Origin of the sequence: Pseudomonas sp. NGC7, assembly GCF_047159675.1 — a bacterium.
GTDB lineage: Bacteria > Pseudomonadota > Gammaproteobacteria > Pseudomonadales > Pseudomonadaceae > Aquipseudomonas > Aquipseudomonas kermanshahensis.
The window spans coordinates 5,328,766-5,355,251 of sequence record NZ_BAAFZY010000001.1 but is presented as its reverse complement, the minus strand read 5'-3'; the positions used below and the strand labels follow the sequence as shown (position 1 = coordinate 5,355,251).

General features: G+C 62.7%; 24 protein-coding genes and 2 pseudogenes. 13 read left to right on the top strand and 13 right to left on the bottom strand.

Annotated features, from left to right (window positions below; translation table 11 throughout):
* Positions 1-62: 62 nt before the first annotated feature.
* Complete coding sequence (locus ACMCNM_RS23930) at positions 63-827, top strand: sulfite exporter TauE/SafE family protein (RefSeq protein ID WP_186677956.1); 765 nt, start codon at positions 63-65, stop codon at positions 825-827.
* Here the strand turns inward: ACMCNM_RS23930 and ACMCNM_RS23925 are convergent.
* A complete protein-coding gene (locus ACMCNM_RS23925) occupies positions 817-1,131 on the bottom strand; it encodes a putative quinol monooxygenase (RefSeq protein WP_274888361.1) in 315 nt (104 codons plus the stop codon). The genes ACMCNM_RS23930 and ACMCNM_RS23925 overlap by 11 nt on opposite strands.
* A 195-nt stretch (positions 1,132-1,326) precedes the next feature.
* Here ACMCNM_RS23925 and ACMCNM_RS23920 point away from each other — a divergent pair, with 195 nt between their 5' ends.
* The 3 genes from ACMCNM_RS23920 to ggt all read left to right on the top strand — a co-directional run bounded on the left by ACMCNM_RS23920 (position 1,327) and on the right by ggt (position 4,784).
* Complete coding sequence (locus ACMCNM_RS23920; protein WP_412765549.1) at positions 1,327-1,917, top strand: NAD(P)H-dependent oxidoreductase; 591 nt, start codon at positions 1,327-1,329, stop codon at positions 1,915-1,917.
* Positions 1,918-2,102: 185 nt separating this feature from the next.
* Positions 2,103-2,999, top strand: a complete 897-nt coding sequence (locus ACMCNM_RS23915) for a LysR family transcriptional regulator (RefSeq protein ID WP_027595444.1) — start codon at positions 2,103-2,105, stop codon at positions 2,997-2,999.
* A 117-nt stretch (positions 3,000-3,116) separates the two neighbouring features.
* Positions 3,117-4,784, top strand: a complete 1,668-nt coding sequence (ggt, locus tag ACMCNM_RS23910; protein ID WP_274888360.1) for a gamma-glutamyltransferase — start codon at positions 3,117-3,119, stop codon at positions 4,782-4,784.
* Positions 4,785-4,886: 102 nt separating this feature from the next.
* On the opposite strand, the pseudogene ACMCNM_RS23905 reads toward ggt, so the two are convergent.
* The 4 genes and pseudogenes from ACMCNM_RS23905 to ACMCNM_RS23890 form a co-directional block, all read right to left on the bottom strand.
* Positions 4,887-5,036, bottom strand: a pseudogene (locus ACMCNM_RS23905) (IS110 family transposase); the annotation flags it as partial.
* Between the two features lie 109 nt (positions 5,037-5,145).
* Entirely contained in the window at positions 5,146-6,009 is an 864-nt protein-coding gene (locus ACMCNM_RS23900; protein WP_371918164.1) for a methyl-accepting chemotaxis protein, read from the bottom strand.
* Positions 6,001-6,930: pseudogene (locus tag ACMCNM_RS23895) on the bottom strand (methyl-accepting chemotaxis protein); the annotation flags it as partial. The gene ACMCNM_RS23900 and the pseudogene ACMCNM_RS23895, both read right to left, overlap by 9 nt.
* Before the next feature lie 317 nt (positions 6,931-7,247).
* Positions 7,248-8,138: a neutral zinc metallopeptidase gene (locus ACMCNM_RS23890; RefSeq protein ID WP_186677941.1), complete on the bottom strand. Its 891-nt coding sequence runs from the start codon at positions 8,136-8,138 to the stop codon at positions 7,248-7,250.
* A gap of 199 nt (positions 8,139-8,337) precedes the next feature.
* Here ACMCNM_RS23890 and pcaH point away from each other — a divergent pair, with 199 nt between their 5' ends.
* Positions 8,338-9,057: a protocatechuate 3,4-dioxygenase subunit beta gene (gene pcaH, locus ACMCNM_RS23885; RefSeq protein ID WP_027595440.1), complete on the top strand. Its 720-nt coding sequence runs from the start codon at positions 8,338-8,340 to the stop codon at positions 9,055-9,057.
* A 10-nt stretch (positions 9,058-9,067) separates the two neighbouring features.
* A complete protein-coding gene (pcaG, locus tag ACMCNM_RS23880) occupies positions 9,068-9,673 on the top strand; it encodes a protocatechuate 3,4-dioxygenase subunit alpha (protein ID WP_412765548.1) in 606 nt (201 codons plus the stop codon).
* Positions 9,674-9,809: 136 nt separating this feature from the next.
* On the opposite strand, the gene trmA is transcribed toward pcaG, so the two are convergent.
* The 3 genes from trmA to ACMCNM_RS23865 all read right to left on the bottom strand — a co-directional run bounded on the left by trmA (position 9,810) and on the right by ACMCNM_RS23865 (position 13,576).
* Positions 9,810-10,895: a tRNA (uridine(54)-C5)-methyltransferase TrmA gene (trmA, locus tag ACMCNM_RS23875; protein ID WP_186677938.1), complete on the bottom strand. Its 1,086-nt coding sequence runs from the start codon at positions 10,893-10,895 to the stop codon at positions 9,810-9,812.
* The gene (locus ACMCNM_RS23870) at positions 10,892-12,187 is read right to left on the bottom strand and encodes an NCS2 family permease (protein WP_085273929.1); all 1,296 of its coding nucleotides are present in this window, start codon (positions 12,185-12,187) and stop codon (positions 10,892-10,894) included. The genes trmA and ACMCNM_RS23870 overlap by 4 nt, the downstream gene beginning before the upstream one ends.
* Positions 12,188-12,355: 168 nt before the next feature.
* Positions 12,356-13,576, bottom strand: a complete 1,221-nt coding sequence (locus ACMCNM_RS23865) for an MFS transporter (RefSeq protein WP_027595436.1) — start codon at positions 13,574-13,576, stop codon at positions 12,356-12,358.
* Between the two features lie 354 nt (positions 13,577-13,930).
* On the opposite strand from ACMCNM_RS23865, the gene ACMCNM_RS23860 reads away from it, so the two are divergent.
* Genes ACMCNM_RS23860 through ACMCNM_RS23850 form a run of 3 tightly spaced genes read left to right on the top strand, consistent with a single transcriptional unit; the run spans position 13,931 to position 16,543 of the window.
* A complete protein-coding gene (locus ACMCNM_RS23860) occupies positions 13,931-15,367 on the top strand; it encodes a cytochrome ubiquinol oxidase subunit I (RefSeq protein WP_027595435.1) in 1,437 nt (478 codons plus the stop codon).
* Between the two features lie 3 nt (positions 15,368-15,370).
* Positions 15,371-16,378 (top strand): cytochrome d ubiquinol oxidase subunit II, encoded by a 1,008-nt coding sequence (gene cydB / locus ACMCNM_RS23855; RefSeq protein WP_027595434.1) that lies wholly within the window; start codon positions 15,371-15,373, stop codon positions 16,376-16,378.
* A 9-nt stretch (positions 16,379-16,387) separates the two neighbouring features.
* Positions 16,388-16,543, top strand: coding sequence for a DUF2474 domain-containing protein (locus ACMCNM_RS23850; protein ID WP_081717522.1), 156 nt, complete (start codon positions 16,388-16,390; stop codon positions 16,541-16,543).
* Positions 16,544-16,698: 155 nt separating this feature from the next.
* On the opposite strand, the gene ACMCNM_RS23845 is transcribed toward ACMCNM_RS23850, so the two are convergent.
* Both ACMCNM_RS23845 and ACMCNM_RS23840 read right to left on the bottom strand, forming a co-directional pair.
* On the bottom strand, positions 16,699-17,823 hold the full coding sequence (locus ACMCNM_RS23845) for a methyltransferase (RefSeq protein WP_412765547.1): 1,125 nt from the start codon (positions 17,821-17,823) through the stop codon (positions 16,699-16,701).
* 96 nt (positions 17,824-17,919) lie between these two features.
* A complete protein-coding gene (locus ACMCNM_RS23840) occupies positions 17,920-18,627 on the bottom strand; it encodes an autoinducer binding domain-containing protein (protein WP_027595432.1) in 708 nt (235 codons plus the stop codon).
* A gap of 213 nt (positions 18,628-18,840) precedes the next feature.
* Between ACMCNM_RS23840 and ACMCNM_RS23835 the strand changes: the two genes are divergently transcribed.
* Positions 18,841-19,617, top strand: a complete 777-nt coding sequence (locus tag ACMCNM_RS23835) for a ferredoxin--NADP reductase (protein ID WP_027595229.1) — start codon at positions 18,841-18,843, stop codon at positions 19,615-19,617.
* Between the two features lie 32 nt (positions 19,618-19,649).
* On the opposite strand, the gene mscL is transcribed toward ACMCNM_RS23835, so the two are convergent.
* The gene (gene mscL / locus ACMCNM_RS23830; protein WP_027595230.1) at positions 19,650-20,069 is read right to left on the bottom strand and encodes a large-conductance mechanosensitive channel protein MscL; all 420 of its coding nucleotides are present in this window, start codon (positions 20,067-20,069) and stop codon (positions 19,650-19,652) included.
* 176 nt (positions 20,070-20,245) lie between these two features.
* Between mscL and radA the strand changes: the two genes are divergently transcribed.
* Positions 20,246-21,616 carry a DNA repair protein RadA gene (gene radA / locus ACMCNM_RS23825; RefSeq protein ID WP_027595231.1) on the top strand — a complete coding sequence of 457 codons (1,371 nt, stop codon included), beginning with the start codon at positions 20,246-20,248 and terminating at the stop codon, positions 21,614-21,616.
* 231 nt (positions 21,617-21,847) lie between these two features.
* Here radA and ACMCNM_RS23820 read toward each other — a convergent pair whose 3' ends face one another.
* Entirely contained in the window at positions 21,848-23,365 is a 1,518-nt protein-coding gene (locus tag ACMCNM_RS23820) for a nucleobase:cation symporter-2 family protein (RefSeq protein WP_033694267.1), read from the bottom strand.
* 265 nt (positions 23,366-23,630) lie between these two features.
* The gene (locus ACMCNM_RS23815) at positions 23,631-23,993 is read right to left on the bottom strand and encodes a PilZ domain-containing protein (RefSeq protein ID WP_099455305.1); all 363 of its coding nucleotides are present in this window, start codon (positions 23,991-23,993) and stop codon (positions 23,631-23,633) included.
* Positions 23,994-24,158: 165 nt separating this feature from the next.
* On the opposite strand from ACMCNM_RS23815, the gene ACMCNM_RS23810 reads away from it, so the two are divergent.
* Both ACMCNM_RS23810 and ACMCNM_RS23805 read left to right on the top strand, forming a co-directional pair.
* Positions 24,159-26,225: a carbon starvation CstA family protein gene (locus tag ACMCNM_RS23810; RefSeq protein WP_012274172.1), complete on the top strand. Its 2,067-nt coding sequence runs from the start codon at positions 24,159-24,161 to the stop codon at positions 26,223-26,225.
* A 17-nt stretch (positions 26,226-26,242) separates the two neighbouring features.
* Positions 26,243-26,440 carry a YbdD/YjiX family protein gene (locus tag ACMCNM_RS23805; protein WP_027595234.1) on the top strand — a complete coding sequence of 66 codons (198 nt, stop codon included), beginning with the start codon at positions 26,243-26,245 and terminating at the stop codon, positions 26,438-26,440.
* The last annotated feature ends 46 nt before the right edge of the window (positions 26,441-26,486 follow it).

Here is a 26,486-nt window from a genome sequence, read left to right as displayed (position 1 = left end):
CAATAGTCAGGCTGAGTATATGGCAGATTTCCAGCCAGCCTGGCGCACGCCATCATGGCACTATGAATACCTTGATCGCGTTCTATCAACACATTGGCCCGGCACTGACACTGCTGGTGGTCATCACCTTTCTGCTGGCCGGCACCGTCAAAGGCGTCATCGGCCTCGGCTTGCCGACCATCGCCATGGGCCTGCTGGGCCTGGCTATGCCGCCTGCGCAGGCTGCCGCTTTACTCATCGTGCCGTCGACACTCACCAACCTCTGGCAGCTGGCTGCCGGTGGTCATCTGCGGGTGCTGCTGCGTCGCCTGGGGCCGATGCTGGTGATGATCTTTGTCGGCACCCTGCTTGGCAGCGCATGGCTGGGCATCAACAGTGGCGCGTGGGCCGCGCATGCGCTGGGCGCCGCGTTGCTGGTGTATGCGGTGTATGGGCTGATGGGCCCAGGGTTGCGCGTGGCGCAAGCGCGGGAAGGGTGGCTGGGGCCGCTGTGCGGCTTGGTGACGGGCGTAGTCACGGCCGCTACCGGCGTATTCGTGATGCCGGCAGTGCCGTACCTGCAAAGCCTTGGCCTGAACCGCGACGAGATGATCCAGGCTTTGGGCCTGTCGTTCACGGTCTCGACCCTGGCGCTGGCCCTGGGCCTGGCCGGGCAAGATGCCTTGGGCGGCCAGGCGCTAGGTGCTTCATTGCTGATGCTGGCGCCAGCACTGGTGGGCATGCTGGCGGGGCAGTGGTTGCGTCAGCGCATCAGCGCCGCGCTGTTCAAACGCTGCTTCTTCATTGGCTTGGCCGTGCTCGGCGGCCATCTGCTGATCAACGGTTAGCAGACGAGGCGCTGAGCATGTCGATCAACTGGATATCGAACTCGCGCTCCAGGTAGTCCATGCGCTTTTCGAAGAACGCGACCATGTGCGGCAGGGCCGAGTGCACATCCAGTGCAGCTTTGTCCGCCCACACTTCGTAGAACACGAACAGGCTCGGGTCGGCCTTGTCGCGCAGCATGTGGTACTCGATGCAGCCCGGTTCCAGGCGGCTGGGTTCAACATAGGCGCGGAACAGGGTTTCGAAGGCTTCGGCCATTTCCGGGCGGGTCTTGGCTTTGAGGATAAAAGCGTACTGCTCGCTCATGGATCGCTACTCGCTGGTGAATGATGAACCGATTCTAAGGCAATAATTAGCTGGCCATTCGTGATTTGAAAGCAATTGTATTTTGACTCATGGCCGCTGTTTCCCCTGCCGCTGAGTCTCTAATCTGCCGGTCATCCAATTTGACTCGACCGAGGCAGAACGCCCTCGGATCGACATCGCCAAATCGAGGCCAGCATGAAAAACATCCTTCTGCTCAACGGTGGTAAACAGTTCGCTCACTCCGAGGGCCGCCTTAACGCGACCCTGCACGAAGCGGCCCTCGCGCACCTGGACCGTGCCGGTTTCGACGTGCGGCAGACCTTCATCGATGGCGGCTACGATGTGCGGGAAGAGGTCGAGAAATTTCTTTGGGCCGACGTGGTGATCTACCAGATGCCCGGTTGGTGGATGGGCGCACCGTGGACGGTGAAGAAGTACATCGATGACGTCTTCACCGAAGGCCATGGCAGCCTGTACGCCAACGACGGCCGTACCCGTTCGGATGCCTCGCAGAAGTACGGCAGCGGTGGCCTGATTCAAGGCAAGCAGTACATGTTGTCACTGACCTGGAACGCCCCGCAGCAGGCGTTTGACGACCCCAGCGATTTCTTCGAGGGCAAGGGTGTGGACGCCGTGTATTTCCCGTTCCACAAGGCTAACCAGTTCCTTGGCATGACCGGCTTGCCGACCTTCCTGGCGGTGGATGTGATGAAGCGCCCGGATGTGCCAGCGGCGTTGGCAGCATATGAAGCGCACCTGGACAAGGTGTTTGGCAAAGCTGTGTAAGTTGCCTGTGAAAGGGGCTGCTGCGCAGCCCAATCGCCGGCAAGCCGGCTCCCACAGTCGGTTCGACGACAACGCGAACCCTGTGGGAGCTGGCTTGCCAGCGATTGGGCCGCGCAGCGGCCCCCCTTGCACAGACCCCACCGACCCGCTATGAATCACGGCACACTCCAGCCAAGGCCAAGCGCGTGAAAACCCGATCCGAAGAACTCCAGGTATTCGTCGCTGTGATCGACTGCGGTTCGATCTCTGCTGCTGCCGAGCAGGTGGGCCAGACCCCGTCAGCCGTCAGCCGCACCTTGTCGCGCCTAGAGGCCAAGCTTGGCACCACCCTGGTCAACCGCACCACCCGGCGCATGGACCTGACCGAAGAAGGCCGCTTCTTTCTTGAACGCTCGCGCCTGATCCTGGAACAGATGGACGCGATGGAAGAGCGCCTGTCGATGAACCACCAGACCGCCACCGGGCGCCTGCGCATCAACGCCGCCGCGCCGTTCATGCTGCACGCCATCCTGCCCTGGATCGGCGAGTTCCGCCGCCAGTACCCCGGCATCGAGCTTGAGCTCAACACCGACGACCTGATCATCGACCTGCTCGAACAGAGCACCGATGTGGCGATCCGTATCGGCGAGCTGGCCGACTCCAGCCTGCACGCCCGCAACCTGGGGTGCAGCCCGGTGCAGGTGCTGGCCAGCCCCGCCTACCTGGAACGCCACGGCACCCCGCAGCGCGTCGAAGACTTGGCCAACCACTGCTTGCTCGGCTTCAGCCAGCCCGAGTCGCTCAACCACTGGCCCTTGCGCCATGCCCAGGGCGACCGCTGGGCGATCCGCCCCGCGCTGATCGCCTCCAGCGGCGAAACCCTGCGCCAGCTGGCGCTGGCCGGGGAGGGCATCGTCAGCCTGTCGCATTTCATGACCCACGAAGACATCCGCAGCGGCCGCCTGCAGGTGCTGCTGGGCGACGCCAACAACGGCTATCGCCAGCCGATCCATGCGGTGTACTACCGCAACACTCAGTTGGCGCTGCGCATCCAGTGCTTCCTCGATTTTATCCAGCGCAAGCTGGCGATGTACGCCTGCTGAGTTGCCTGAACGCGACACATCCTGCCCAAAGGCGGCGAAACTTCCTATGTTGGATTGCACAGTCGACACGCTTCGGCCTTACTGAGTGATCAACAAAAACAACACCAAGGAAGTGTCATGCGTATTGTCCTGTTCCCGACCATGGCCCTCGGAGCCGCGATCCTGACCTGTTCCTCGGCCTATGCAGCCGCCCTGGAAGGTGGCGCGGTGGCTGCGCCCGATCAATATGGTGCACAGGTTGCCGCCGATATCCTGAAAAAAGGCGGCAACGCCGTGGACGCCGCCGTGGCAACGGCATTCACCCTGGCGGTGACCTACCCAGAAGCCGGCAACATCGGCGGCGGTGGCTTCATGACCCTGTTCGTCGACGGCAAGCCCTACTTCCTCGACTACCGCGAAGTGGCGCCAAAGGCAGCCAGCCGCAACATGTACCTGGACGACAAAGGCGAGGTGATCGAGAACCTCAGCCTGGTCGGTGTGCGGGCAGCAGGTGTACCCGGCACGGTGATGGGCCTGTGGGAGGCGCACCAGAAGTTCGGCAAGTTGCCGTGGAGCGAGCTGCTGACGCCGGCCATCGGCTATGCCAAAAACGGTTTCAAGATTGCCGAAAAACAGTACCAGTACCGCAACGATGCCCAAGGCCTGTTCAAGACGGCGACCAACTTCAATGACTACTTCGGCAACATGAAGGTCGGCGAACTGTTCAAGCAGCCAGAAATGGCCCAGACCCTCGAGCGCATTGCCGACAAGGGCGTAAGCGAGTTCTACCAGGGCAAGACCGCCGACCTGCTGGTGGCGCAGATGCAGGCCGACAAAGGCCTGATCACCAAGCAAGACCTCAAGGACTACAAGGCGGTCTGGCGTGAGCCGATGGCCTTGAGCTGGCGCGGTAACGTGGTCTACACCGCGCCGCCGCCAAGCTCCGGCGGCGTCGCCCTGGCCCAGTTGCTGGGCATCAAGGAAGACCGCGCGGCAGACTTCAAGGGCGTGGCGCACAACTCGGCGCAGTACATTCACCTGCTTGCCGAGATCGAGAAGCGCGTGTTTGCCGACCGTGCCGACTACCTGGGCGACCCGGCCTTCACCAAGGTGCCGGTCGATCAGTTGATTGCCAAGGATTACCTGGCCAAGCGCGCCGCGCAGGTCAACCCCAAGGCCATTTCAGTCACCGATGACGTCAAGCCGGGGCTGGAGCCGCACCAGACCACGCACTTCTCCATCGTCGACAAACAGGGCAACGCGGTCAGCAACACCTACACCCTCAACCTCGACTACGGCAGTGGCGTCGTGGTCAAGGGCGCCGGCTTCCTGCTCAACGACGAGATGGACGACTTCAGCGCCAAGCCGGGTGCGGCCAATGCCTTTGGTGTGGTCGGCGGGGATGCCAACGCCATCGAGCCGGGCAAGCGCATGCTGTCATCTATGAGCCCGAGCCTGATGACCCGCGATGGCAAGGTCGAGCTGGTGATCGGCACGCCAGGTGGCTCGCGCATCTTCACCTCGATCTTCCAGGTGATGAACAACCTGTACGACTACGACATGCCGCTGGAAAAGGCGGTAGCGGCGCAGCGTGTGCACCATCAGTTGCTGCCTAAAGACACTATCTACTTCGACAGCTATGCACCGCTGACCGGGGCGGTGGCGGATGACCTGAAGAAAATGGGTTATGTGCTGGAGGACCAGGGCTGGGAGATGGGCGATATCCAGGCGATCCGGGTGAACGGGGACAAGCTGGAAACGGCGTCCGATCCGCGTGGGCGTGGGGTGGGGATTATCGTCAAGTAATTCGGTTGACTCAGTGCTGGCCTCTTCGCGGGGCAAGCCCGCTCCCACAGGATTGTGCAACGTTCAGTATTTGCACTGTCCCTGTGGGAGATTCTATGGTTTTCAGCAAGCCGGTTTGCTCGCTTTGGTGACATATTCGTCCTGATTTTTCATCAGGGCCAATGCTACGCGAGCAAGCTTTCTTGCCAGGATCACGAGGGCCTGGGTCGTTGCCTTGCCGCTGTTGCGGTGTTGTTCATAGATGCCTTTCCAGGTCCCACGGTCTGTACTGCTGCGAACAGTCAGAATCGGGCATTTAGTCCCACCACCCCTTCAAGTCTAACCATACAAGCGGGCTTGCCCCGCGAATGCTATCTGAAGGTCAGACGCGGAACTGGCTCACCAGCATCTGCAACTGCCCGCCCAACCGTGCCAGCTCAACGCTGGACGCCGCCGTCTCGTTATTGGCCGCTGCCGTCTGCTCGGACACATCCCGCACATTCAGAATGCTCCGGCTGATTTCTTCGGCCACCGCGCTCTGCTGTTCAGCCGCCGCCGCAATCTGCTGGTTCATCGACTGAATGCTAGACACCGTGCCGGTGATGCTTTCCAGCGAGGCGCCGGCCTTGCGCGCCAGTTCGACACTGCTGTCGGTCAGGGTCCGGCTACCCTGCATGGCCGTCGCCACTTGCTGGGTGCCGTGCTGCAGGCTGGCAATCAGCTCTTCGATCTCTTCGGTGGACTTCTGCGTGCGCTGGGCCAACCCACGCACCTCGTCAGCGACCACGGCAAAGCCACGGCCCGCCTCGCCGGCACGGGCTGCTTCGATCGCGGCGTTGAGTGCCAGCAGGTTGGTCTGGTCGGCTACCGACTTGATCACGTCCATCACGCTGCCGATCTTCTGGCTTTCCTGTTGCAGCAGGTTCATGGCCTCGGTGGAGCGGTGCATTTCTTCGGCCAGGCGTTCGATTTGGCTGATCGCCTCACCGACCACCTGATCACCCGCGCGGGCTTCGTCGTCGGCACCGGTGGCGGCATGTGAGGCCTGCTCGGCGTTGCGCGCGACTTCCTGAACCGTAGCCGCCATTTCGTGCATTGCAGTGGCGACTTGGTCGGTTTCGACTTTCTGGCTGTTGGCCCCTGCGCTGGTTTGCTCGGTGACCGCCGACAGCTCTTCGGCAGCGCTGGCGATCTGGGTGACACCGTCGCGGATGCCGCTGATCAGCTCGCGCAGGGTGGTGCCCATGCGGGCGATGCCCTGTTGCAATACGCCCAGTTCATCACGGCGGGTGACGCGCAGGTCGTGCGTCAGGTCGCCGCCAGCGATGCGCTCCACCGCTTGCAAGGTTTCTTGCAGCGGGCGGGTGATCTGCCGGGTAATGAGCACCGCGGCCAGTACGCCGACGAGCAACGCCAGCAAGGTCGCGATGGCCTGCAGGCTACGGGCCTGCGTACTCTCGATGTCGCGGCGCTCCAGCTGGATTTTGTACAGCGCGTCGCTGGTCTTGACGATGTCGGCACCCTGCACAGTCATTTCAGCGCGCGCGCTGGTAATACTGGCCAGCGCATCACGGAACTGGCGCACGGCGTCTCGGTAGGCCAGCACCGACTGTTCGAACTCCTGCAAACGCGCGTCGGCGGCTGGCAGCCGGCGCTTAAGGTTGTCGGCCTCGGCCAGCGCCCCTTCGAGCTGGCGCAGGGCGGCCTGTTCATTGGTCGCGCTGTTATCGGCCATGTAGCCGCGCACGTCGATGCGTACCTGCAGCAGTTGCTGGCGGGCCTTGCTGATCAGCTGATACTGGGCCAGGCGCACGCTGTCGGTTTCGGGGCGTGCCATGACTTCCTGGCTAAGGGCGTCCATGGCCTGGTCGGCCTTGGCGCCCGATGCATTCATGGCATCACGCGCGGCCCGGGTGGCGTTGTAGCCCGTGCGCATGGTGGCCAGTGAGACCTTGTACTGGCTGATGGTCTGCCCCAGTTCGTGCAGCAGCTTGACGTTGTCCGGGCTCTTGAACGTGCTGACCAGGCGTTGTTGCTGGTTACTGAAGGCATCGAGCTTGTTCAGCGTGTTGGCCGCCGCCGCATCATCGCCGTTGGCAATCATGTACTGCAGGCGGGCGATGCGCAGGTCAGTCAGGTCTTTGTTGAGCTGGCTGATATCGCTCATCCAGTTGCTGCGGTCGATCAGGCTGCCCAGGCTGGTCCAGCCGGTCAGGGCCAGCAGGCCGGTGAGGATCAGCACCAGGCCGAAGCCCAGGCCGAGTTTGAGGTTGACGCTGATGTTGGCAAACCAGCTGTTCATGCACGCACTCCAGAAGTTGTTTTCGCTCTCTTGATCGTCGATCGCAAGGCGTTGTTGTTCTGGATGCCCGCTGATTCGTGCAGGGGTTATCGGCAATGATCAGGGAAGCTGAAACGCTTTTTCAGCAGATTTGTAACTTGTCGTTAGGGTGAGGCTGGGGCTGCCAGGCAGCCCCAAGCGTGTCAGAGGTTACGGGCACTGAAGGTATCGCAGCTGTTCACTTCGCCCTCGGCAAACCCCGCCTTGAACCAGCGCACACGCTGCGCCGAGGTGCCGTGGGTGAAGGAGTCGGGCACCACGCGGCCCTGGCCTTTTTGCTGCAGGCGGTCATCACCGATGGCATTGGCCGCGTTCAGCGCTTCCTCGACGTCACCCGGCTCCAGCCAGTTCAGGCGTTTTTGCGCTTGGTAGGCCCACACCCCTGCCAGGCAGTCGGCCTGCAGCTCCTGGCGCACCAGCAAGCCGTTGTCGCCTTCCATGCGCTGGCCATTGCGGCGAGCGGCATCGATCTTGGCCGACACGCCGAGCAGGGTCTGCACGTGGTGGCCGATCTCGTGGGCGATGACATAGGCCTGGGCAAAGTCACCCGCGGCCGCGAAACGGGTTTCCATCTCGCGGAAGAACGACATGTCCAGGTACACCCGCTGGTCGGCCGGGCAATAGAACGGGCCGACGGCCGCCGAAGCGAAGCCGCAGGCCGAGTTGACCTGGCCGCTGAACAGCACCAGTTTGGGGTCGCGGTACTGCTTGCCCGCCTGGGAGAACAGCGCTTTCCAGGTGTCTTCCGTGTCACCCAGCACCGAGGCGACGAAGTCGGCCTGCTGGTCATTGGCTGGCGGCGCCTTGCCGTCTGCGCCACTGGGCGCCTGTTGCTGCTGCTGGGTCATCTGCCCGGTGAGCTGGCCGAGTATCTGCAGCGGGTCTTGCCCGGTCAGCCAGCCAATGCCCACGATCAGCAGGATCGCCCCCAGCCCGAGGCCCTTGCCGCCGCCGAAGCGCATGCCGCCACCACCGCCACCTTCACCTCGGGCATCGACCACGTTGTCGCTGCGTCGGCCTTTTCGCCATTCCATGAATGCTCTCCGGAGCGTGAAACAAGAAGACAAAGATTAGTTCACCAACGGGGAGGGTGTCAGACAAAGGTGTTAAACCATAACCATATGGTTATGTATGTGAGGGCTGATTTCAGTATTCATCCCGAGCGGCTTATCTGAAACTGTAAGTCCGCCTGCCCTGCAAGGCGTCCAGATAATTCCAAGAGAGGAAAACGGCATGCCCGCCCAGGACACCAGCCGCTTCGTGATCCGTGATCGCAACTGGCACCCCAAAGCCCTGACCCCCGACTACAAGACCTCCATTGCCCGCTCGCCGCGCCAGGCATTGGTCAGCATCCCGCAGTCGATCAGCGAAACCACCGGCCCGGACTTCACCCACTTGGGTTTCGGCGCCCACGACCATGACCTGCTGCTGAACTTCAACAACGGTGGCCTGCCGATTGGTGAGCGCATCATCGTTGCCGGTCGCGTGGTCGACCAGTACGGCAAGCCCGTGCCCAATACCCTGGTAGAAATGTGGCAGGCCAACGCTGGCGGCCGCTACCGCCACAAGAACGACCGCTACCTGGCACCGCTGGACCCTAACTTCGGTGGCGTCGGCCGTTGCCTGACCGACCGCGACGGCTACTACAGCTTCCGCACCATCAAGCCGGGCCCCTACCCATGGCGCAACGGCCCGAACGACTGGCGCCCGGCGCACATCCACTTCGGCATCAGCGGCCCATCGATTGCGACCAAGCTGATCACCCAGCTGTACTTCGAGGGTGACCCGCTGATCCCGATGTGCCCGATCGTCAAGTCGATCGCCAACCCAGAAGCCGTGCAGCAGTTGATCGCCAAGCTCGACATGAGCAACGCCAACCCGATGGACTGCCTGGCGTACCGCTTTGACATCGTGCTGCGCGGCCAGCGCAAGACCCACTTCGAAAACTGCTGAGGACCCCGCCATGCCAATCGAACTGCTGTCGGAAACCCCTTCGCAGACTGCCGGCCCCTACGTGCATATCGGCCTGGCCCTGGAAGCGGCCGGCAACCCGACCCGCGACCAGGAAATCTGGAACCGCCTCGCCAAGCCTGAGGCGCCGGGTGAACACATCCTGTTGATCGGCCAGGTCTATGACGGTAACGGGCACTTGGTGCGCGATTCGTTCCTGGAGCTGTGGCAGGCCGATGCCGCCGGCCAGTACCAGGATGCATACAACCTGGAAAACGCCTTCAACAGCTTCGGCCGCACCGCTACCACTTTCGATGCCGGTGAGTGGACCGTGCAAACGGTGAAGCCGGGTGTGGTGAAGAACGCGGCCGGCGTGCCGATGGCGCCGCACATCAACATCAGCCTGTTTGCCCGTGGCATCAACATCCACCTGCACACGCGCCTGTATTTTGATGATGAAGCCGAAGCCAACGCCAAGTGCCCGGTGCTCAACCTGATCGAGCAGCCGCAGCGCCGTGAGACGCTGATTGCCAAGCGTTGCGAAGTGGATGGGAAGACGGCGTATCGTTTCGATATCCGTATTCAGGGGGAAGGGGAGACGGTGTTCTTCGACTTCTGAGTTATTGGGGCCGCTTCGCGGCCCATCGCAGGCAAGCCAGCTCCTACAGGTACAGCGCCAGTCAAGAGGTTGACGCTGTACCTGTAGGAGCTGGCTTGCCTGCGATGGGCTGCAAAGCAGCCCCAATGTCTAACAATCAACGCCGAACCAGCAGAACCCCACTTTCCATGTGATGGGTATACGGGAACTGGTCAAACAACGCACAACGCTCGATGCGGTGTGTGTCCTGCAACTGCTCGATGTTCGCCGCCAGCGTTTCCGGATTGCACGAGATGTACAAAATCCGCTCGAAGCGCCGGGTCAGCTCGCAGGTATCCGGGTCCATCCCCGCACGCGGCGGGTCGACGAACACGGTACCGAACGCGTAACTTTTCAGGTCGATCCCTTCCAGCCGACGGAACGGGCGCACGTCATTCAGCGCCTGGGTCAGCTCTTCAGCCGACAGCCGCACCAAGCGCACGTTATCCACACCGTTCTCATCAAGGTTGCTCAGCGCAGCGTTGACCGAGGTCTTGCTGATCTCGGTGGCCAGCACTTGGCGCGCACGGGTGGCCAGTGGCAGGGTGAAGTTGCCGTTGCCGCAATACAGCTCCAGCAGGTCATCCTCGCGCTCGCCCATGGCGTCGAACGCCCAGCTCAGCATCTTCTGGTTCACCGCGCCGTTAGGCTGGGTGAACGCGCCTTCCGGCTGGCGATAGCTGAACACACGGCCCGCCACGTCCAGTTTCTCTACCGCGTAATCACGGCCAATCACCAGGCGCTTGCCCTTGGAGCGGCCGATCAGGCTTACCCCCAGTTCGTCGGCCAGCTGCCGCGCGGCCACTTCCCAGGCCTCGTCCAGCGGGCGGTGGTAGCACATCGTGACCATCGCATCGCCGGCCAGGGTGGTGAGGAACTCCACCTGGAACAGGCGATTGCTCAGTGCCTCGCTGGCCTGCCAGGCCGCCTTCAGGCGCGGCATCAAGTCATTGATGCGCTCGCTGGCGATGGGGAAGTCGTCGATCAGGATCGCCTTGTGCTTCTCGCCCGGGGCGAACATCGCGTAGTGGCGCTGGCCGTCCTCGCGCCACAGGCGGAACTCGGCGCGCAGGCGATAGTGCTCGCGCGGCGAATCGAAAACAGCCGGTTCCGGCGCGCCGAACGGCGCCAGCAGCGCGCGCAGCCGGGCAACCTTGGCGTCCAGCTGGGTGGCGTAGGAGGAGGGGTCGAAAGCAGCACTCATGCGTTGAACCAGCCCAGCTTGATGACGAACAGGATGGAAAGGATCACCAGGGCCGGGTTCAGGTCGCGGTGGCGACCCGAGATCAGCTTGACGGCGGTCCAGGAAATGAAGCCGAAGGCGATGCCGTTAGCGATCGAGTAGGTCAGCGGCATGGCCAGGGCGGTCACCACCACAGGTGCGGCTTCGGTGACGTCGTCCCAGTTTATTTCCGCCAGGCCCGAGGCCATCAGCACGGCGACGAACAGCAGCGCTGGCGCCGTGGCGAAGGCCGGTACGCTACCGGCCAGCGGTGCGAAGAACAGCGCCAGCAGGAACAGCACGGCCACCACGATGGCGGTCAGGCCGGTGCGCCCGCCCGCGCTCACGCCGGCAGCCGATTCGATGTAGCTGGTGGTGGTCGAGGTGCCCAGCAGCGAGCCGGCCATGGCGGCGGTGCTGTCGGCGATCAGGGCGCGGCCCATCTTCGGCATGTGGCCGTCCTTGCCCATCAGGCCGGCGCGTTTGGCCACGCCGATCAGGGTGCCGGAGTTGTCGAACAGGTCGACGAACAGGAAGGCGAAGATGACGCTGACCAGGCCCACATCCAAGGCACCGGCGATGTCCAGCTGGAGGAAGGTCGGTGCCAGCGATGGCGGCATGGACACGACGCCGGCGAACGGCGTCACGCCCATCGCGATCGCGGCGATGGTCACGGCCAGAATGCCGATCAGCACCGCGCCGCGAACCTTCAGCGATTCGAGGCCGACGATCAGGAAGAAGCCCAGGGTGGCGAGGATCGGCGCCGGCTGCTTGAGGTCGCCCAGGCCTACCAGGGTGGCCGGGTTATCGACGACGATGCCGGCGTTATGCAGGGCAATCAGTGCCAGGAACAAGCCGATACCGGCAGCAATGGCCGAGCGCAGCGGCAGCGGGATGCTGTTCACGATCCATTCGCGGATGCGGAAGATCGACAGCAGGAAGAACATTACCGCCGACAGGAACACCGCGCCCAGCGCGACCTGCCAGGTGTGGCCCATGTGCAGGACCACGGTGTAGGTGAAGAAGGCGTTCAGGCCCATGCCCGGCGCCAGGGCGATCGGGTAGTTGGCGATCAGGCCCATGGTCGTCGAGCCGATGGCCGCGGCCAGGCAGGTGGCGACGAAGATCGCACCTTTGTCCATGCCGGTCTCGCCGAGGATGCTCGGGTTGACGAACAGGATGTAGGCCATGGCCAGGAAGGTGGTGACGCCCGCAAGAATCTCGGTGCGCACATTGGTGTTGTGTGCTTTTAGTTGAAACAGCCTTTCCAGCATGCCCGCTCCCCAAGGCGCCCCCGGCGCCGTGATTTGTATCGACCCCATCAGCAAAGCACAGACCGTACCGGTTGCCGTGGTTTTATCTGGGGCGGAAAAAAGCCGCGCATCATACCAGCATGCATGGCGGGGGCCTATGGCCATTGGGGAATGGGTTTTCCCCAGTGATCAGCCGCTGTGCAACCGATCGCGTTTGGCCAACGTTGGGAACAGTTTTATCCACACCCCGGTCACCACCAGCGTGCCCACGCCACCGAGCACCACCGCCGGCACTGTGCCAAACCAGTGCGCCGTGACCCCCGATTCGAACTCGCCGAGCTGGTTCGAGGCACCGATGAACAAGCCGTTGACGGCGCTCACCCGCCCGCGCATTTCATCTGGCGTTTCCAGCTGCACGAACGAACTGCGTATGACCATGCTGATCATGTCCGCCGCCCCCAGCACCACCAGCACCGCCAGCGAGAACCAGAACGACGTCGACAGGCCAAACGCGATGGTCGCCACGCCAAATACGCCCACCGCTGTGAACATGGTGCGCCCGACCTTGCGCTCGAACGGGAAGCGCGCCAGCCACAGCGACATCAGCAACGCGCCCACCGCCGGCGCAGAGCGCAGCAGGCCCAGGCCCCAGGGGCCGGTGAGCAGGATGTCCTTGGCGAACACCGGCAACAGCGCGGTGGCGCCGCCCAGCAGCACGGCGAACAGGTCGAGCGAAATGGCCCCGAGAATGTCTGGCCGGCTGCGGATAAAGCGGATGCCGGCCAACAGCGACTCTAGGCTGGCACGGCCGCGTTGGGCCACTTGCTGGCGCGCGTCCAGGCTCAAGGTCAGCACGCAGGCGATGGCGTACAGCCCTACGGTCGGCCCATACACCCAGATGCTGCCAAAGGCATACAGCAAGCCGCCCACCGCCGGGGCGACGATGGTGGCGGCCTGGGTCGCCGAGGCCGAGGCCGCCACCGCCCGAGGGAACAACCCCGGCGGCACGACGTTGGGCAGCAGGGCCTGGGTCGCCGGCATCTCGAATGAACGCGTCGCGCCCAGCAGGAAGGCCAGGGCGAAAATCAGCTCGCGGCTGACGTTGTCGGTGGCGCTGCCCACCGCCAGCGCCAGGGCAATCAACCCCTGCAGGCTCTGGCACAGGGCGGCGACCTTGCGCCGGTCATAGCGGTCGGCAACATGCCCGGTGTGCAGCATGAACAGCACGCGCGGGGCGAATTCGACCAGGCCGACCAGGCCCAGGTCGAGCACATTGCCGGTGAGCTGATAGAGGTGCCAACCGATGGCCACGGTGAGCATCTGGAAGCCGCTGGCGGTAAACACACGCGCCAGCCAGAAGGCGATGAAGGGGCGATGATGACGCAACAACTGCGGTGCGGAATCGGACATCGGAAACCTGTGGCCTCGGCGCAGTAGAGGGGGCGGCAGATTATCATCTGTTTGTAACAAGCAGTTACTGTTTGCCGTAATCGGCACTTTTTCACGGTTTATGAAAGAGGGTGGGGCAACGGGTCACGCGGCAATCAACCACACGGCCCGCCTGGCCATTCAGGACTATGCTTCCAGTCAGTCGTTGACCTGGATCAATCGTTGTAAATGCAACGATCAGCCGACGATGTGGCCTTTGGGCCGGAATCCCTGCGATTGCACAGAACAATTCCAACTCGCCGCACTCGATACCGTGGGGGCAGTAGGCGCGAGGGCCACGAGCCCAAACGCCGGATTATCTGAAGAGGAAGCACTATGTTCGGTTTAGAGGCCCTAGATCTCGCCCGAATCCAGTTTGCATTTACCGTGTCCTTTCACATCCTGTTCCCGGCCATCACCATTGGCTTGGCGAGCTATCTGGCGGTCCTCGAAGGCCTTTGGCTGCGGACCCACAACCAGGTCTACCGTGACCTCTACCACTTCTGGTCGAAAATCTTCGCTGTCAACTTCGGCATGGGCGTGGTTTCTGGCCTGGTCATGGCCTATCAGTTCGGCACCAACTGGAGCCGCTTCTCCGATTTCGCCGGCGCCGTCACTGGCCCCTTGCTCACCTATGAGGTGCTGACGGCGTTCTTCCTCGAGGCAGGCTTCCTGGGCGTCATGCTGTTTGGCTGGAACCGTGTCGGCCGCGGCCTGCACTTCTTCGCCACAGTCATGGTGGCGCTCGGCACGCTGGTCTCGACCTTCTGGATCCTGGCCTCCAACAGCTGGATGCAGACCCCGCAAGGCCACGAGATCATCGATGGCCGCGTGGTACCGGTGGACTGGCTGGCCGTGATCTTCAACCCCTCGTTCCCCTACCGGTTGATGCACATGGCCACGGCCGCGTTCGTCGCCACTGCCTTCTTCGTCGGCGCCTCGGCGGCCTGGCACTTGCTGCGCGGGCGTGACAACCCGGCCGTGCGCAAGATGCTGTCGATGGCCATGTGGATGGCGCTGATCGTTGCGCCGATCCAAGCGGTGATCGGTGACTTCCACGGGCTCAACACGCTCAAGCACCAGCCGGTGAAAATCGCCGCCATCGAGGGCCATTGGGAGAACGTGCCGGGCGAACCGACCCCGTTGATCCTGTTCGGCATCCCTGACATGAAAGCCGAGACCACGCGCTTCAAGGTCGAGATCCCCGCCCTCGGCAGCCTGATCCTGACCCACAGCCTGGACAAGCAAGTGCCCGCGATGAAGGAATTCCCGGCAGCGGACCGGCCCAACTCGACCATCGTGTTCTGGTCGTTCCGGGTCATGGTCGGGCTTGGCTTCCTGATGATCTTCGTGGGCCTGTGGAGCCTGTGGCTGCGCAAGCGCGGCACGCTGTACAGCTCCAGGCCGTTCCTGTACCTGACCCTGTGGATGGGGCCTTCCGGCCTGATCGCCATCCTCGCCGGCTGGTTCACCACCGAAATCGGCCGCCAGCCGTGGGTGGTGTATGGCCTGATGCGCACCTCTGAAGGGGTCTCCAACCACAGCTACGTTCAGCTCGGCTTTACCTTGGTGGCGTTCGTGGTGGTGTACTTCGCCCTGTTCGGTACCGGCCTCGGCTACATGATGCGCCTGGTGCGCAAAGGGCCGAAGACGGGCGAGGGTGATGAACCCAACCCAGGTGGCCCAGGCCAGAAACGCACGCCGGCGCGGCCGCTGTCCGCCGCCGATGATGGCCATGAGGCCAACACCGTCAGCCTGAGCAAGGGGAACTGAGCCATGGGTATCGACCTTCCGCTGATCTGGGCCGTGATCATCATCTTCGGCGTCATGATGTACGTGGTGATGGATGGTTTCGACCTGGGCATCGGCATGCTCTTCCCCTTCGTCAAGGGCGAGCGTGACCGTGATGTGATGATGAACACCGTCGCCCCCGTGTGGGACGGCAACGAGACCTGGCTGGTGCTGGGCGGCGCCGGGCTGTTCGGGGCCTTCCCGATGGCCTATTCGGTGGTACTCGAAGCCTTGTACCTGCCGCTGATTCTCATGCTGATTGGCTTGATCTTCCGCGGCGTGGCCTTCGAGTTCCGTTTCAAGGCCAAGGATGACAAGCGGCACATCTGGGACAAGGCGTTCATTTGGGGTTCGTTGATCGCGACCTTCTTCCAGGGCGTTGCACTGGGCGCGTTCATCGAGGGCTTCAAGGTGGTCGACCGCCACTATGCTGGTGGCACCCTCGACTGGCTGACCCCGTTCAGCGTGTTCAGCGGGTTGGGCCTGATCGTCGCGTACACCCTGCTGGGCTGCACGTGGCTGATCATGAAGACCGAAGGGCCGCTGCAATTGCAGATGCATGACCTGGCCAAGCCGCTGGCGCTGGTGCTGCTGGTGGTGATCGGTATCGTCAGCCTGTGGACGCCGATCGCCTACCCGCAAATCGCCGACCGCTGGTTCAGCATGCCTAACCTGATCTGGTTCATGCCGGTGCCGATCCTGGTGCTGGTGACCTTCTACGGGTTGCTCAAGGCGGTCGCGCGCAATGCCAACTACACGCCGTTCCTGCTGACTTTGGTGCTGATCTTCCTTGGCTACAGCGGCTTGGGCATCAGTGTGTGGCCAAACATCATCCCGCCGTCGATCTCGATCTGGGATGCCGCAGCGCCGCCGCAGAGCCAAGGGTTCATGCTGGTGGGTACGTTGTTCATCCTGCCGTTCATCCTGGGGTACACCTTCTGGAGCTACTACGTGTTCCGCGGCAAGGTGACCCATGAAGACGGCTATCACTAGGAGGCGCGCATGATGACCGGCAAGCATGGCTTGGAAGAGAAGAAGCCACTGTGGCAGCGCCTGGGTTGGCTGGTGCTGATCTGGGCAATGAGTGTGGCGGCCCTGGGTGTGGCGGCCTATGTGATGCGCCTGTTCATGGGGGCAGCTGGCCTCACCACCCATTGATCAAAAGGGTTTAGCCCTTCCTTGTAGGAGCAGCCTTGTGCTGCGAAGAGGCCAGTGGCAGCACGTAGATTTTCGCTGCTGTCACCGGCCTCTTCGCAGCACAAGGCTGCTCCTACCTGGGTTGCGCAGGCCTGGATTTAGGCAGCCGCAGCGTGTTACTTGCGGGCTTTGAGAATCACGAACTTCGGCGTCGCTGCCACTTGTTCAACCCCGCGGAACAGCCGCGCCAGCTTGCTGTGGTAACCCAGGTGGCGGTTACCGACGATGTACAGCGCACCCCCCACCACCAATGCCTCGCGGGCCTGCTGGAACATGCGCCAGGCCAGGAAGTCGCCGACCACTTGCTGCTGGTGGAACGGCGGGTTGCACAGCACCACGTCCAGCGATTGTTTTTCCACCCCCGCCAAGCCATCGGCCGCCAGCATCACTGCTGGGCGCTCGCCCAGCGCTGCCTGCCAGTTTTCGCGTGCCGATTGCACCGCCATGTACGATTCGTCGACCAGCGTGTAATGGGCCTCAGGGTTGTCCAGGGCGCTGGCAATCGCCAACACGCCGTTGCCGCAGCCCAGGTCTGCGACACGGGCAGCGCCCAGGTTGCGCGGCAGGTGCGGGAGAAACGCACGGGTGCCGATATCCAGGCCATCGCGGCAGAACACATTGGCGTGGTTGACCAGTTCCAGCGCCGGCGATTCGAGCTGATAGCGGCTAGGGTAGGGCGAGCGCGCAGTCGGGCGCTCGGCAACGGTGGCCGTCAGCAGGCGGGCCTTTTTTTGCGCCAGCGAGGCCTGTACCGGGCCGATGTACTTTTCCATCAGGTCACCCGCCGCGCGTGGCAAGTGCTTGATCATCGCCCCGGCGATCACCTGCGCGCCGGGCGCCAGGTGGCCCTGCAGGCGGATGAGTTGTTCTTCGAGCAAGGCCAGGGTCTTGGGCACGCGCACCAGTACCCGGTCGAACGGGCCCTGCCACGGCTCACTGGCCGGCACGAACGGCACGCTGTCGAACGGCTTGCCGTTGCGGGCGAGGTTTTTTTCCAGGGCCAGGTGCGCCAGGTGCGAGTCACCGCTGCTGACCACCGCAAGCTGCCCGGCGAGGCTGGCGGCCAGGGCGCCGAAGCTGTCATTGAGCACCAGTACCCGGCAGTTCGCGTCAGGCGCCTGCTCATGCAGTTGCGCGAGCAGGTACTCGTCGGCGGCATCGAAGGCCTGCAGCGGGTCGTTGGCCTGGTCCGGCTGGCGGATCAGGTCGAGTACGGCGTAGGGGGTGGTCAACAAAGGCATGGCGTCTGGCTCGGGTACGAATCTGCCCGTTGCGGATCGCCACGGGCTTTGCCGCGCAATTCTACAGGGCTTTGCCGATGGTCGCAGAAATGGCTGTCAGATCCACCCACGCAGGGCGGCAATAGCGATGGCGCCGGCCTTGTTGGCGGCATTGGTCTTGGTGATCACGCTGCGGATGTGGAAGTTCACCGTGCTTTGCGACAGTGACAGGATGCAGGCGACGTCAGCGGCGGTCTTGCCGGCGGCCGACCATTTGAGCACTTCCAGTTCCCGTTCGCTCATTTTTGGCTGGGGTGGGCAGAGGGCGTTCAGGTGGTGCTCGCACAGTACGGCGTGCAGGGTGTGGCACAGCCACTGCACGCTGCCGCCTTTTTCATAGAGTTCGTCGATCGCTATCCTGCCCGCCGGCCTGGCGACGCTCACCTGGCTCTCGTTATGTTGCAGGTCGTGCAGCGACTGCGTCCAGCCATGACGCAGGCCATGTTCGCAGGCTACTTCGCGAAAGTGCGGGGCTTCACGGTACAGCTCGTCAGTCCAGAGCACGGGCGTGGTCTGGCAATGGCTTACGCGTGCGGCAGGGTCTTGCTTGTAGAACTCATCGCGCTGATAGCACTCGATCCACTCGGCGGGGTAGTTGCTGTAGAGGTACACCCGGGGCGACTGGGTGGCGATTTGGATGCGGATGTTCAGCCCGAGGTGTTGCATGCCCAGGTCCTGCACCAGGTGCACAGCGATGTCGAACAGCTTCCGTGGGGATCGCTCGCTGACAAAATGATGAAGATGCTCAGGCTTCCAGTGATGCATCCGTAACACTCCGAAGGGGCAACAGGATCCAATCCGATTGCATACCCGGAATATTGTAGGAAAAGACCTAGTGTAGCGTTGGGATTTTTTGTTATAGCGATCAGGATTATCTGCGTCATCGGCGGCATCGGCGTGGTGAGGCCTTACAAACCGGTGGTTTTTATCCAGGCCGCTTTGCGCGACACTGTGCGCACGTCAACCTTGGAGCCCGATATGACCGCCAGCGCCGAAAAGTTCACCCGCCAGACACTGCTCGATGTTCAGCCATTGACGCCGAACCTCTTCAGCCTGCGGGTCACGCGCGATTCGGGTTTTCGCTTCCGTGCGGGCCAGTTCGCTCGCCTTGGCGTGACCAAGGCCGATGGCAGTGTAGTCTGGCGCGCCTATTCCATGGTCAGCGCACCCCATGACGAGTACCTCGACTTCTTCTCGATCGTGGTGCCCGGCGGGGAGTTCACCAGCGAACTGAGCCGGCTGGGCGAAGGTGACAGCTTACTGATCGACCGGCAGGCCTTTGGTTTTCTGACCCTCGATCGCTTCATCGGCGGCCGCGACCTGTGGCTGCTGGCCACCGGCACCGGCATCGCACCGTTCATGTCCATCCTGCAGGACTTCGAGGCCTGGGAGCGGTTTGACAGCATCAAGCTGGTGTATTCGGTACGCGAGGCGAAGGAGCTGGCCTACGTGGACGACATCGCCGGGTTGGAGCAACGTGATTACCTGGCCGAGTTTGCCGGCAAGTTGCAGTTCATTCCGGTGGTCACGCGCGAGCAGCACCCCGGTGCGTTGAATGCGCGTATTACCACGTTGATCGAGAATGGCGAGCTGGAGAAGGCGGCGGGGCTGGAACTGTCGCCCGAGCATTCGCGCATCATGCTCTGCGGTAACCCGGAGATGATCGATGAAACCCGAAAGGTGCTCAAGGCGCGTGACCTGCAGTTGAGCCTGAGCAAGCGGCCGGGGCAGGTGGCGGTGGAAAACTACTGGTAACGTACGGGGCCGCAATGCGGCCCCAGTACGTTTCAGGGCAAGCGATTCTGGTTCTGCGTCTTGAGCAGGTCACGAATCTCGGTCAGCAGCGTTTCTTCAGCGCTTGGCACGGGCGGTGCGCTCGGTGCCACGGCTTCTTCGCGCTTCAGGCGGTTGATCGCCTTCACACCCATGAAGATGGCAAACGCAACGATCACGAAGTCGATCACGGTCTGGATGAACTTGCCGTAGGCCAGCACCACCGCCGGAATGTCACCTTCTGCAGCTTTCAAGGTAATCGCCAGGTCACTGAAGTCCACGCCACCGATCAACAGCCCCAGTGGCGGCATGACCACGTCACCCACGAAGGACGAGACGATCTTGCCGAAGGCCGCGCCGATGATGATACCGACCGCCATGTCGACGACATTGCCTTTGACCGCGAAGGCCTTGAACTCACTGATCATACCCATGTTCGATTCCTTTGTAACAAATGGTGAGGTAAACGCAGTGTAAGCCACTTAAACGCTTCATGCGTTATGTACAGCCCTAATGACTGTGGTTAGAACGAATAGTTTTGTCGCATCTCGAAGCGTTCGAGACACGTCTCGCTCGGCTATCATGGCGGTTTTTCCAGGAGATTCCGCCCATGGCCAAGGCCAAGCGCTTGTATGGCTGCACCGAGTGCGGCGCGACCTTTCCCAAATGGGCCGGCCAGTGCGGTGAATGCGGGGCCTGGAACACCCTGGTCGAAACCATGATCGAAAGCGGCGGCGCGGCCGCGCCCAGCAGCGGCCGTGCCGGCTGGACCGGGCAGCAGGCGCAGATCAAGACACTGGCCGAAGTCAGTGTGGAAGAAATCCCGCGGTTTACCACCAGCAGCACCGAACTGGACCGCGTACTGGGCGGCGGCTTGGTCGACGGCTCGGTGGTGCTGATCGGGGGTGACCCAGGCATCGGCAAGTCGACCATCCTGCTGCAGACGTTGTGCAACATCGCGGTGCAGATGCCCGCGCTGTACGTCACCGGCGAAGAGTCGCAACAGCAGGTGGCCATGCGCTCGCGCCGCCTGGGCCTGCCCCAGGACCAGCTCAAGGTGATGACCGAAACCTGCATCGAGACCATCATCGCCACGGCCCGGGTGGAAAAACCCCGGGTCATGGTCATCGACTCGATCCAGACCATTTTCACCGAACAACTGCAATCGGCGCCCGGCGGCGTGGCCCAGGTGCGCGAGAGCACGGCATTGCTGGTGCGCTACGCCAAGCAGAGCGGCACGGCGATTTTCCTCGTTGGCCACGTCACCAAGGAAGGCTCGCTGGCCGGGCCTCGCGTGCTCGAGCACATGGTCGATACGGTGCTGTATTTCGAAGGTGAGTCCGATGGCCGCCTGCGGCTTCTGCGGGCGGTGAAGAACCGTTTTGGCGCGGTCAACGAACTGGGCGTGTTCGGCATGACCGACCGCGGCCTCAAGGAGGTCTCGAACCCGTCGGCGATCTTCCTCAACCGCACCCAGGAAGAAGTGCCGGGCAGTGTGGTGATGGCTACCTGGGAGGGCACGCGGCCGATGTTGGTAGAGGTGCAGGCGCTGGTCGATGACAGCCACCTGGCCAACCCGCGCCGGGTGACCCTGGGCCTGGATCAGAACCGGTTGGCCATGTTACTGGCGGTGCTGCACCGCCACGGCGGCATTCCCACCCACGACCAGGACGTGTTCCTTAACGTGGTGGGCGGGGTGAAGGTACTCGAAACCGCGTCTGACCTGGCGTTGCTGGCTGCGGTGATGTCCAGCTTGCGCAACCGGCCGTTGGCCCATGGGCTGCTGGTGTTTGGCGAAATTGGCCTGTCGGGTGAGGTGCGGCCGGTGCCCAGCGGCCAGGAGCGGTTGAAAGAGGCGGCCAAGCACGGCTTCAAGCGGGCCATCGTGCCCAAGGGCAATGCGCCGAAGGAGCCGCCTGCGGGTTTGCAGGTGATTGCCGTGACCCGGCTGGAGCAGGCCTTGGACGCGCTGTTCGAGTAATCCTGTGCCGGCCTCTTCGCGGGGCAAGCCCGCTCCCACAAGGTGGACTGCAAACCTGTAATTCCCTGGACTGCCCCCAAGAAGTTGGACACCAATACAACCCTTGGGGGATCTATGGGCAAGTACACCCTGCGGGAGCGGGCTTGCCCCGCGAAGAGGCCGGCACAGGCAAACAAAAAGGGGAGCCGACGATGCGCATCGGCTCCCCCCGCGTAACCGCTCAATCAGCGGTCAATGCTCGGCAACCGCACTGCGCCTGGGCGCCTCGTTGCCATGCTCGTCCAGCTCCATCATCGGCACTTCATTGCCCTCGGCATCGAACAGCTTGCCCTCCTTGAAGTAGTCGCCATCGCGCAGTGCAGAGATGTCCGAGTACTGGATGGTGCGCTCGTAGGCCGCAGCGAACACCGACTGCTGGTCCGAATTACCGGCTGTGAAGTGGTTGAAGATCAAGTTCAGCAGGATGGCCATGATCGCCGCCGAGCTGATGCCGGAGTGGAAGATGGTCTCGAACCAGTTCGGGAAGTGGTGATAGAAGGTCGGTGCGGCAATCGGGATCATGCCGAAGCCCAGCGACGCGGCGACGATGATCAGGTTGACGTTGTTCTTGTAGCTGACCTTGGACAGGGTCCGGATGCCGCTGGCCGCCACGGTGCCGAACAGCACGATGCCCGCGCCACCCAGTACCGGGGTGGGTACCGCGGCAATCACCCGGCCCATGATCGGCAGCAGGCCGAGCACCACCAGGATCACGCCGCCGGTGGCCACCACATAACGGCTCTTGACCCCGGTCACGGCCACCAGGCCGACGTTCTGGGCGAAGGCACTTTGGGTGAACGAGCCGAAGATCGGCGCCAGGATGCTCGACGCCATGTCGGCACGCAGGCCATTGCCCAGGCGCTTGGAGTCGACCTTGGTTTCAATGATGTCGCCCACTGCGAGGATGTCGGCCGAGGTTTCCACCAGGGTCACCATGATCACGATGCACATCGACAGGATCGCGGCGATGTGGAATTCCGGCATGCCGAAGTGGAACGGCGTGGGGAAGGCGAACATCGGGCCTTGGGTGACCTTGCTGAAATCGGTCATGCCCAGCGCCCAGGCGATCAAGGTGCCTACCACCATGGCCAGCAGAATCGACAGACGGGAGATGGTCGCGCTGCCCAGCTTGCTCAGCAGCAAGACGATGGCGAAGGTCAGCGCCGCCAGGCCGATGTTGGCCATGCTGCCGAACTCCGGCGAGGCGCTGTTGCCGCCCATCACCCAGCGTGCGGCCACTGGCATCAGGGTCAGGCCGATGGTGGTGATGACGATGCCGGTCACCAGCGGCGGGAAGAACTTGGTGATGCGCGAAAACACGGGGGTAATCAGGAAGCCGATGAACGAGGCCGCCATGACCGCGCCCAGCACACCTGGCAGGCCACCGCCGCCCTCGCTGCTGAGGATCGCGCCCATGGTTGCCACGCCAGCGAACGACACGCCCTGCACCAGCGGCAGCTGACAGCCGAAGAACGGCAGGCCCAGCGTCTGCAGCAAGGTGGCCAGGCCACCGGCAAACAACGAGGCGGCGATCAGCATGCCGATCTCGGCACCGTTCAGGCCTGCGGCCTGCCCCAGAATCAGGGGTACCGCGACAATCCCTCCATACATGGTCAACACATGCTGCAGACCATAGGCCAAGTTGGCCCCAAGGCCGAGGTTTTCATCCTCGGGGCGCTTGGCGGGAGACGTGCTAGGGGACGTAGTCATGGAGCAGGCTCTCTGCGTTTATTGTTGTGCCGCTACTGTAGACACTTCCTACAAATGATTGCCACAACAATTGTATACAATATTTTGATCGGAGCGCGAACAAGCAGGCTCGCAAGGTGTGCTAGAGCCCAATGCAGAACGCGTACCAAGTCGACAGAGGCTGTACTAGAGGGGTGTGTACAAAGCACTGCTACCCAGGCTTAAAGCTGTCTGGGTAGACAGGAAACACGGGGTGGGGAGGATGTTAGCTAGCTAAAAGATCCCATTATTCGATGAGTTCACGCAGCTCACGCATCATTTCGGTGCTGTCGGCCACGTTCAATTCCACAAGACGGTGCAAATGGGTCATCGAATCGATGTCGATGTAGAGGCAAACGAAGCCCAGGCGGGAGGGTTCTTCGTGGCGCAGTTCCACTTGCATCTCTACCCGCGTGGAAGGGTCGAGGTGGATAATTGCCTCGAAATCCTGGGTCAAGTCCGCTTCCCAGTTCGCCGGCCGCTCCACCAGCAGGCCTTTGAGTGAAACGTCCAGCAACTTCGTCGGCCAGCGCTGCAGGCCTTGGCGCAATTCGGTCGTTGCATCGAACTCGATGCGTTGAAAACGGCGGCGTTCGTCGTGATCGCTCATGGGCGGACTCTCCGGGTGACAACCTGACTATAGTGAGTATGGTAGGTACATCAGGTACCGCAATCTGGCCGCAGAGGCTCTAGACCAAAGCAAGTGTGGCAATGCGCGATGACTCGCCCTAGACTCGATAGGCGGTCTTTCCAATCCACTAGCTGGAAGCAAACCATGAACAACAATAATAGCCTGCTACGCCATATTCCGTGGCTGGCGCTGGCAGTCATAGGGGCCTGCGCGCTGGGTGTGGTTGCCCTGCGTCGCGGTGAGGCGATCAACGCCTTGTGGATCGTGGTCGCGGCAGTGGCCATCTACTTGGTCGCCTATCGCTACTACAGCCTGTTCATCGCCACCAAGGTGATGCAACTCGACCCTCGGCGCGCCACGCCGGCGGTGCTCAACAACGATGGCCTGGACTACGTCCCGACCAACAAACACATCCTGTTCGGCCACCACTTCGCCGCCATCGCTGGCGCCGGCCCGCTGGTCGGCCCGGTACTCGCCGCGCAGATGGGCTACCTGCCCGGCACACTCTGGCTGATCGCCGGTGTGGTGCTGGCCGGTGCGGTGCAGGACTTCATGGTCCTGTTCATGTCCACCCGCCGCAATGGCCGCTCGCTGGGCGACATGGTGCGCGAGGAAATGGGCCGCATCCCGGGTACCATCGCCTTGTTCGGCTGCTTCCTGATCATGATCATCATCCTCGCGGTGCTGGCGCTGATCGTGGTCAAGGCCCTGGCTGAGAGCCCATGGGGCATGTTCACGGTGATGGCGACCATCCCGATCGCGATGTTCATGGGCATCTACATGCGCTATATCCGCCCGGGCCGCATTGGCGAGATCTCGGTGGTCGGCGTAGTGCTGCTGCTGGCGTCGATCTGGCTTGGCGGCGTGATCGCTGCAGACCCGGTCTGGGGCCCGGCGTTCACCTTCACCGGCGTGCAGATCACCTGGATGCTGGTGGGTTATGGCTTCGTCGCTGCCGTACTGCCGGTTTGGCTGGTACTGGCACCGCGTGACTACCTGTCGACCTTCCTCAAGATCGGCACCATCGTGGGCCTGGCCATCGGTATCCTGATCATCGCGCCTGAGCTGAAAATGCCGGCCCTGACCCAGTTCACCGACGGTACCGGCCCGGTCTGGAAGGGCACCCTGTTCCCGTTCCTGTTCATCACCATTGCGTGTGGTGCAGTATCGGGCTTCCATGCGCTGATCTCTTCGGGCACCACGCCCAAGCTGCTGGACAACGAAACCAACGCCCGTTACATCGGCTACGGCGGCATGCTGATGGAATCGTTCGTCGCCATCATGGCCATGGTCGCCGCCTCGGTGATCGAGCCGGGCGTGTACTTCGCCATGAACAGCCCGGCCGCCGTGGTGGGCGCCGACGTGGCGTCGGTGGCGCAGACGGTCAGCAGTTGGGGCTTCCTGATCACCCCTGAGCAGCTCGAAGCGGTCGCCCGCGACATCGGCGAGCACACCATCCTGGCTCGTGCTGGTGGTGCGCCAACCTTGGCGGTGGGTATCGCGCAGATCCTTCACCAGGTGCTGCCGGGTGAAAATACCATGGCCTTCTGGTACCACTTCGCGATCCTGTTCGAAGCGTTGTTCATCCTGACCGCCGTAGACGCCGGTACCCGTGCCGGCCGCTTCATGCTGCAAGACCTGCTGGGCAGCTTCGTGCCAGCCCTGAAACGCACCGAATCGTGGGGCGCCAACCTGCTCGCCACCGCCGGCTGCGTGGCACTCTGGGGCTACTTGCTGTACCAAGGCGTGATCGACCCGCTGGGTGGCATCAACACCTTGTGGCCGCTGTTCGGCATCTCCAACCAGATGCTGGCCGGTATCGCCTTGATGCTGGGTACCGTGGTGCTGATCAAGATGAAGCGCCAGCGCTACATCTGGGTGACCTTGCTGCCGGCTGTGTGGCTGCTGATCTGCACCACTGCCGCGGGCCTGATCAAGCTGTTCGACCCGAACCCGGCCGTGGGCTTCCTGGCCCTGGCCAAGAAGTACAGCACCGCCCTGGACGCTGGCCAGGTACTGGCCCCGGCCAAGGACATCGGCCAGATGCAGCACGTGATCTTCAACGCCTACACCAACGCGGGCCTGACTATTCTGTTCCTGCTGGTGGTCTTCAGCATCCTGTTCTTCGCCATCAAGGTCGGCTACGCCGCCCTCGGCCGCAAGGAACGCACCGATAAGGAAACCCCGTTCCAGGCGCTGCCTGACGCGTAAACGAGAGGACTGCAGCTATGTTCAACGACCTGGGTCGACTGGGTAAGTACCTGGGGCAGGCAGCCCGCCTGATGGTCGGCATGCCCGACTACGACAACTATGTCGAACACATGCAGAACAAGCACCCGGACAAACCGGTGATGAGCTACGAGGCGTTCTTCCGCGAACGCCAGGAAGCGCGCTACGGTGGCAAGTCCGGGCCCAAGTGCTGTTGACCCTGCAACACCTGTGAACCTGTGGGAGCCCGGGCAACTGGGCTCC

What these genes read in the sequence shown, in the direction of transcription:
- ACMCNM_RS23930 (WP_186677956.1), top strand. Translation starts at nt 63, where the DNA reads ATGAATACCTTGATCGCGTTCTATCAACACATTGGCCCGGCACTGACA.
- ACMCNM_RS23925 (WP_274888361.1), bottom strand. Translation starts at nt 1,131, where the DNA reads ATGAGCGAGCAGTACGCTTTTATCCTCAAAGCCAAGACCCGCCCGGAA.
- ACMCNM_RS23920 (WP_412765549.1), top strand. Translation starts at nt 1,327, where the DNA reads ATGAAAAACATCCTTCTGCTCAACGGTGGTAAACAGTTCGCTCACTCC.
- ggt (WP_274888360.1), top strand. Translation starts at nt 3,117, where the DNA reads ATGCGTATTGTCCTGTTCCCGACCATGGCCCTCGGAGCCGCGATCCTG.
- ACMCNM_RS23900 (WP_371918164.1), bottom strand. Translation starts at nt 6,009, where the DNA reads ATGGGCACCACCCTGCGCGAGCTGATCAGCGGCATCCGCGACGGTGTC.
- ACMCNM_RS23890 (WP_186677941.1), bottom strand. Translation starts at nt 8,138, where the DNA reads ATGGAATGGCGAAAAGGCCGACGCAGCGACAACGTGGTCGATGCCCGA.
- pcaH (WP_027595440.1), top strand. Translation starts at nt 8,338, where the DNA reads ATGCCCGCCCAGGACACCAGCCGCTTCGTGATCCGTGATCGCAACTGG.
- pcaG (WP_412765548.1), top strand. Translation starts at nt 9,068, where the DNA reads ATGCCAATCGAACTGCTGTCGGAAACCCCTTCGCAGACTGCCGGCCCC.
- trmA (WP_186677938.1), bottom strand. Translation starts at nt 10,895, where the DNA reads ATGAGTGCTGCTTTCGACCCCTCCTCCTACGCCACCCAGCTGGACGCC.
- ACMCNM_RS23870 (WP_085273929.1), bottom strand. Translation starts at nt 12,187, where the DNA reads ATGCTGGAAAGGCTGTTTCAACTAAAAGCACACAACACCAATGTGCGC.
- ACMCNM_RS23865 (WP_027595436.1), bottom strand. Translation starts at nt 13,576, where the DNA reads ATGTCCGATTCCGCACCGCAGTTGTTGCGTCATCATCGCCCCTTCATC.
- ACMCNM_RS23860 (WP_027595435.1), top strand. Translation starts at nt 13,931, where the DNA reads ATGTTCGGTTTAGAGGCCCTAGATCTCGCCCGAATCCAGTTTGCATTT.
- cydB (WP_027595434.1), top strand. Translation starts at nt 15,371, where the DNA reads ATGGGTATCGACCTTCCGCTGATCTGGGCCGTGATCATCATCTTCGGC.
- ACMCNM_RS23850 (WP_081717522.1), top strand. Translation starts at nt 16,388, where the DNA reads ATGATGACCGGCAAGCATGGCTTGGAAGAGAAGAAGCCACTGTGGCAG.
- ACMCNM_RS23845 (WP_412765547.1), bottom strand. Translation starts at nt 17,823, where the DNA reads ATGCCTTTGTTGACCACCCCCTACGCCGTACTCGACCTGATCCGCCAG.
- ACMCNM_RS23840 (WP_027595432.1), bottom strand. Translation starts at nt 18,627, where the DNA reads ATGCATCACTGGAAGCCTGAGCATCTTCATCATTTTGTCAGCGAGCGA.
- ACMCNM_RS23835 (WP_027595229.1), top strand. Translation starts at nt 18,841, where the DNA reads ATGACCGCCAGCGCCGAAAAGTTCACCCGCCAGACACTGCTCGATGTT.
- mscL (WP_027595230.1), bottom strand. Translation starts at nt 20,069, where the DNA reads ATGGGTATGATCAGTGAGTTCAAGGCCTTCGCGGTCAAAGGCAATGTC.
- radA (WP_027595231.1), top strand. Translation starts at nt 20,246, where the DNA reads ATGGCCAAGGCCAAGCGCTTGTATGGCTGCACCGAGTGCGGCGCGACC.
- ACMCNM_RS23820 (WP_033694267.1), bottom strand. Translation starts at nt 23,365, where the DNA reads ATGACTACGTCCCCTAGCACGTCTCCCGCCAAGCGCCCCGAGGATGAA.
- ACMCNM_RS23815 (WP_099455305.1), bottom strand. Translation starts at nt 23,993, where the DNA reads ATGAGCGATCACGACGAACGCCGCCGTTTTCAACGCATCGAGTTCGAT.
- ACMCNM_RS23810 (WP_012274172.1), top strand. Translation starts at nt 24,159, where the DNA reads ATGAACAACAATAATAGCCTGCTACGCCATATTCCGTGGCTGGCGCTG.
- ACMCNM_RS23805 (WP_027595234.1), top strand. Translation starts at nt 26,243, where the DNA reads ATGTTCAACGACCTGGGTCGACTGGGTAAGTACCTGGGGCAGGCAGCC.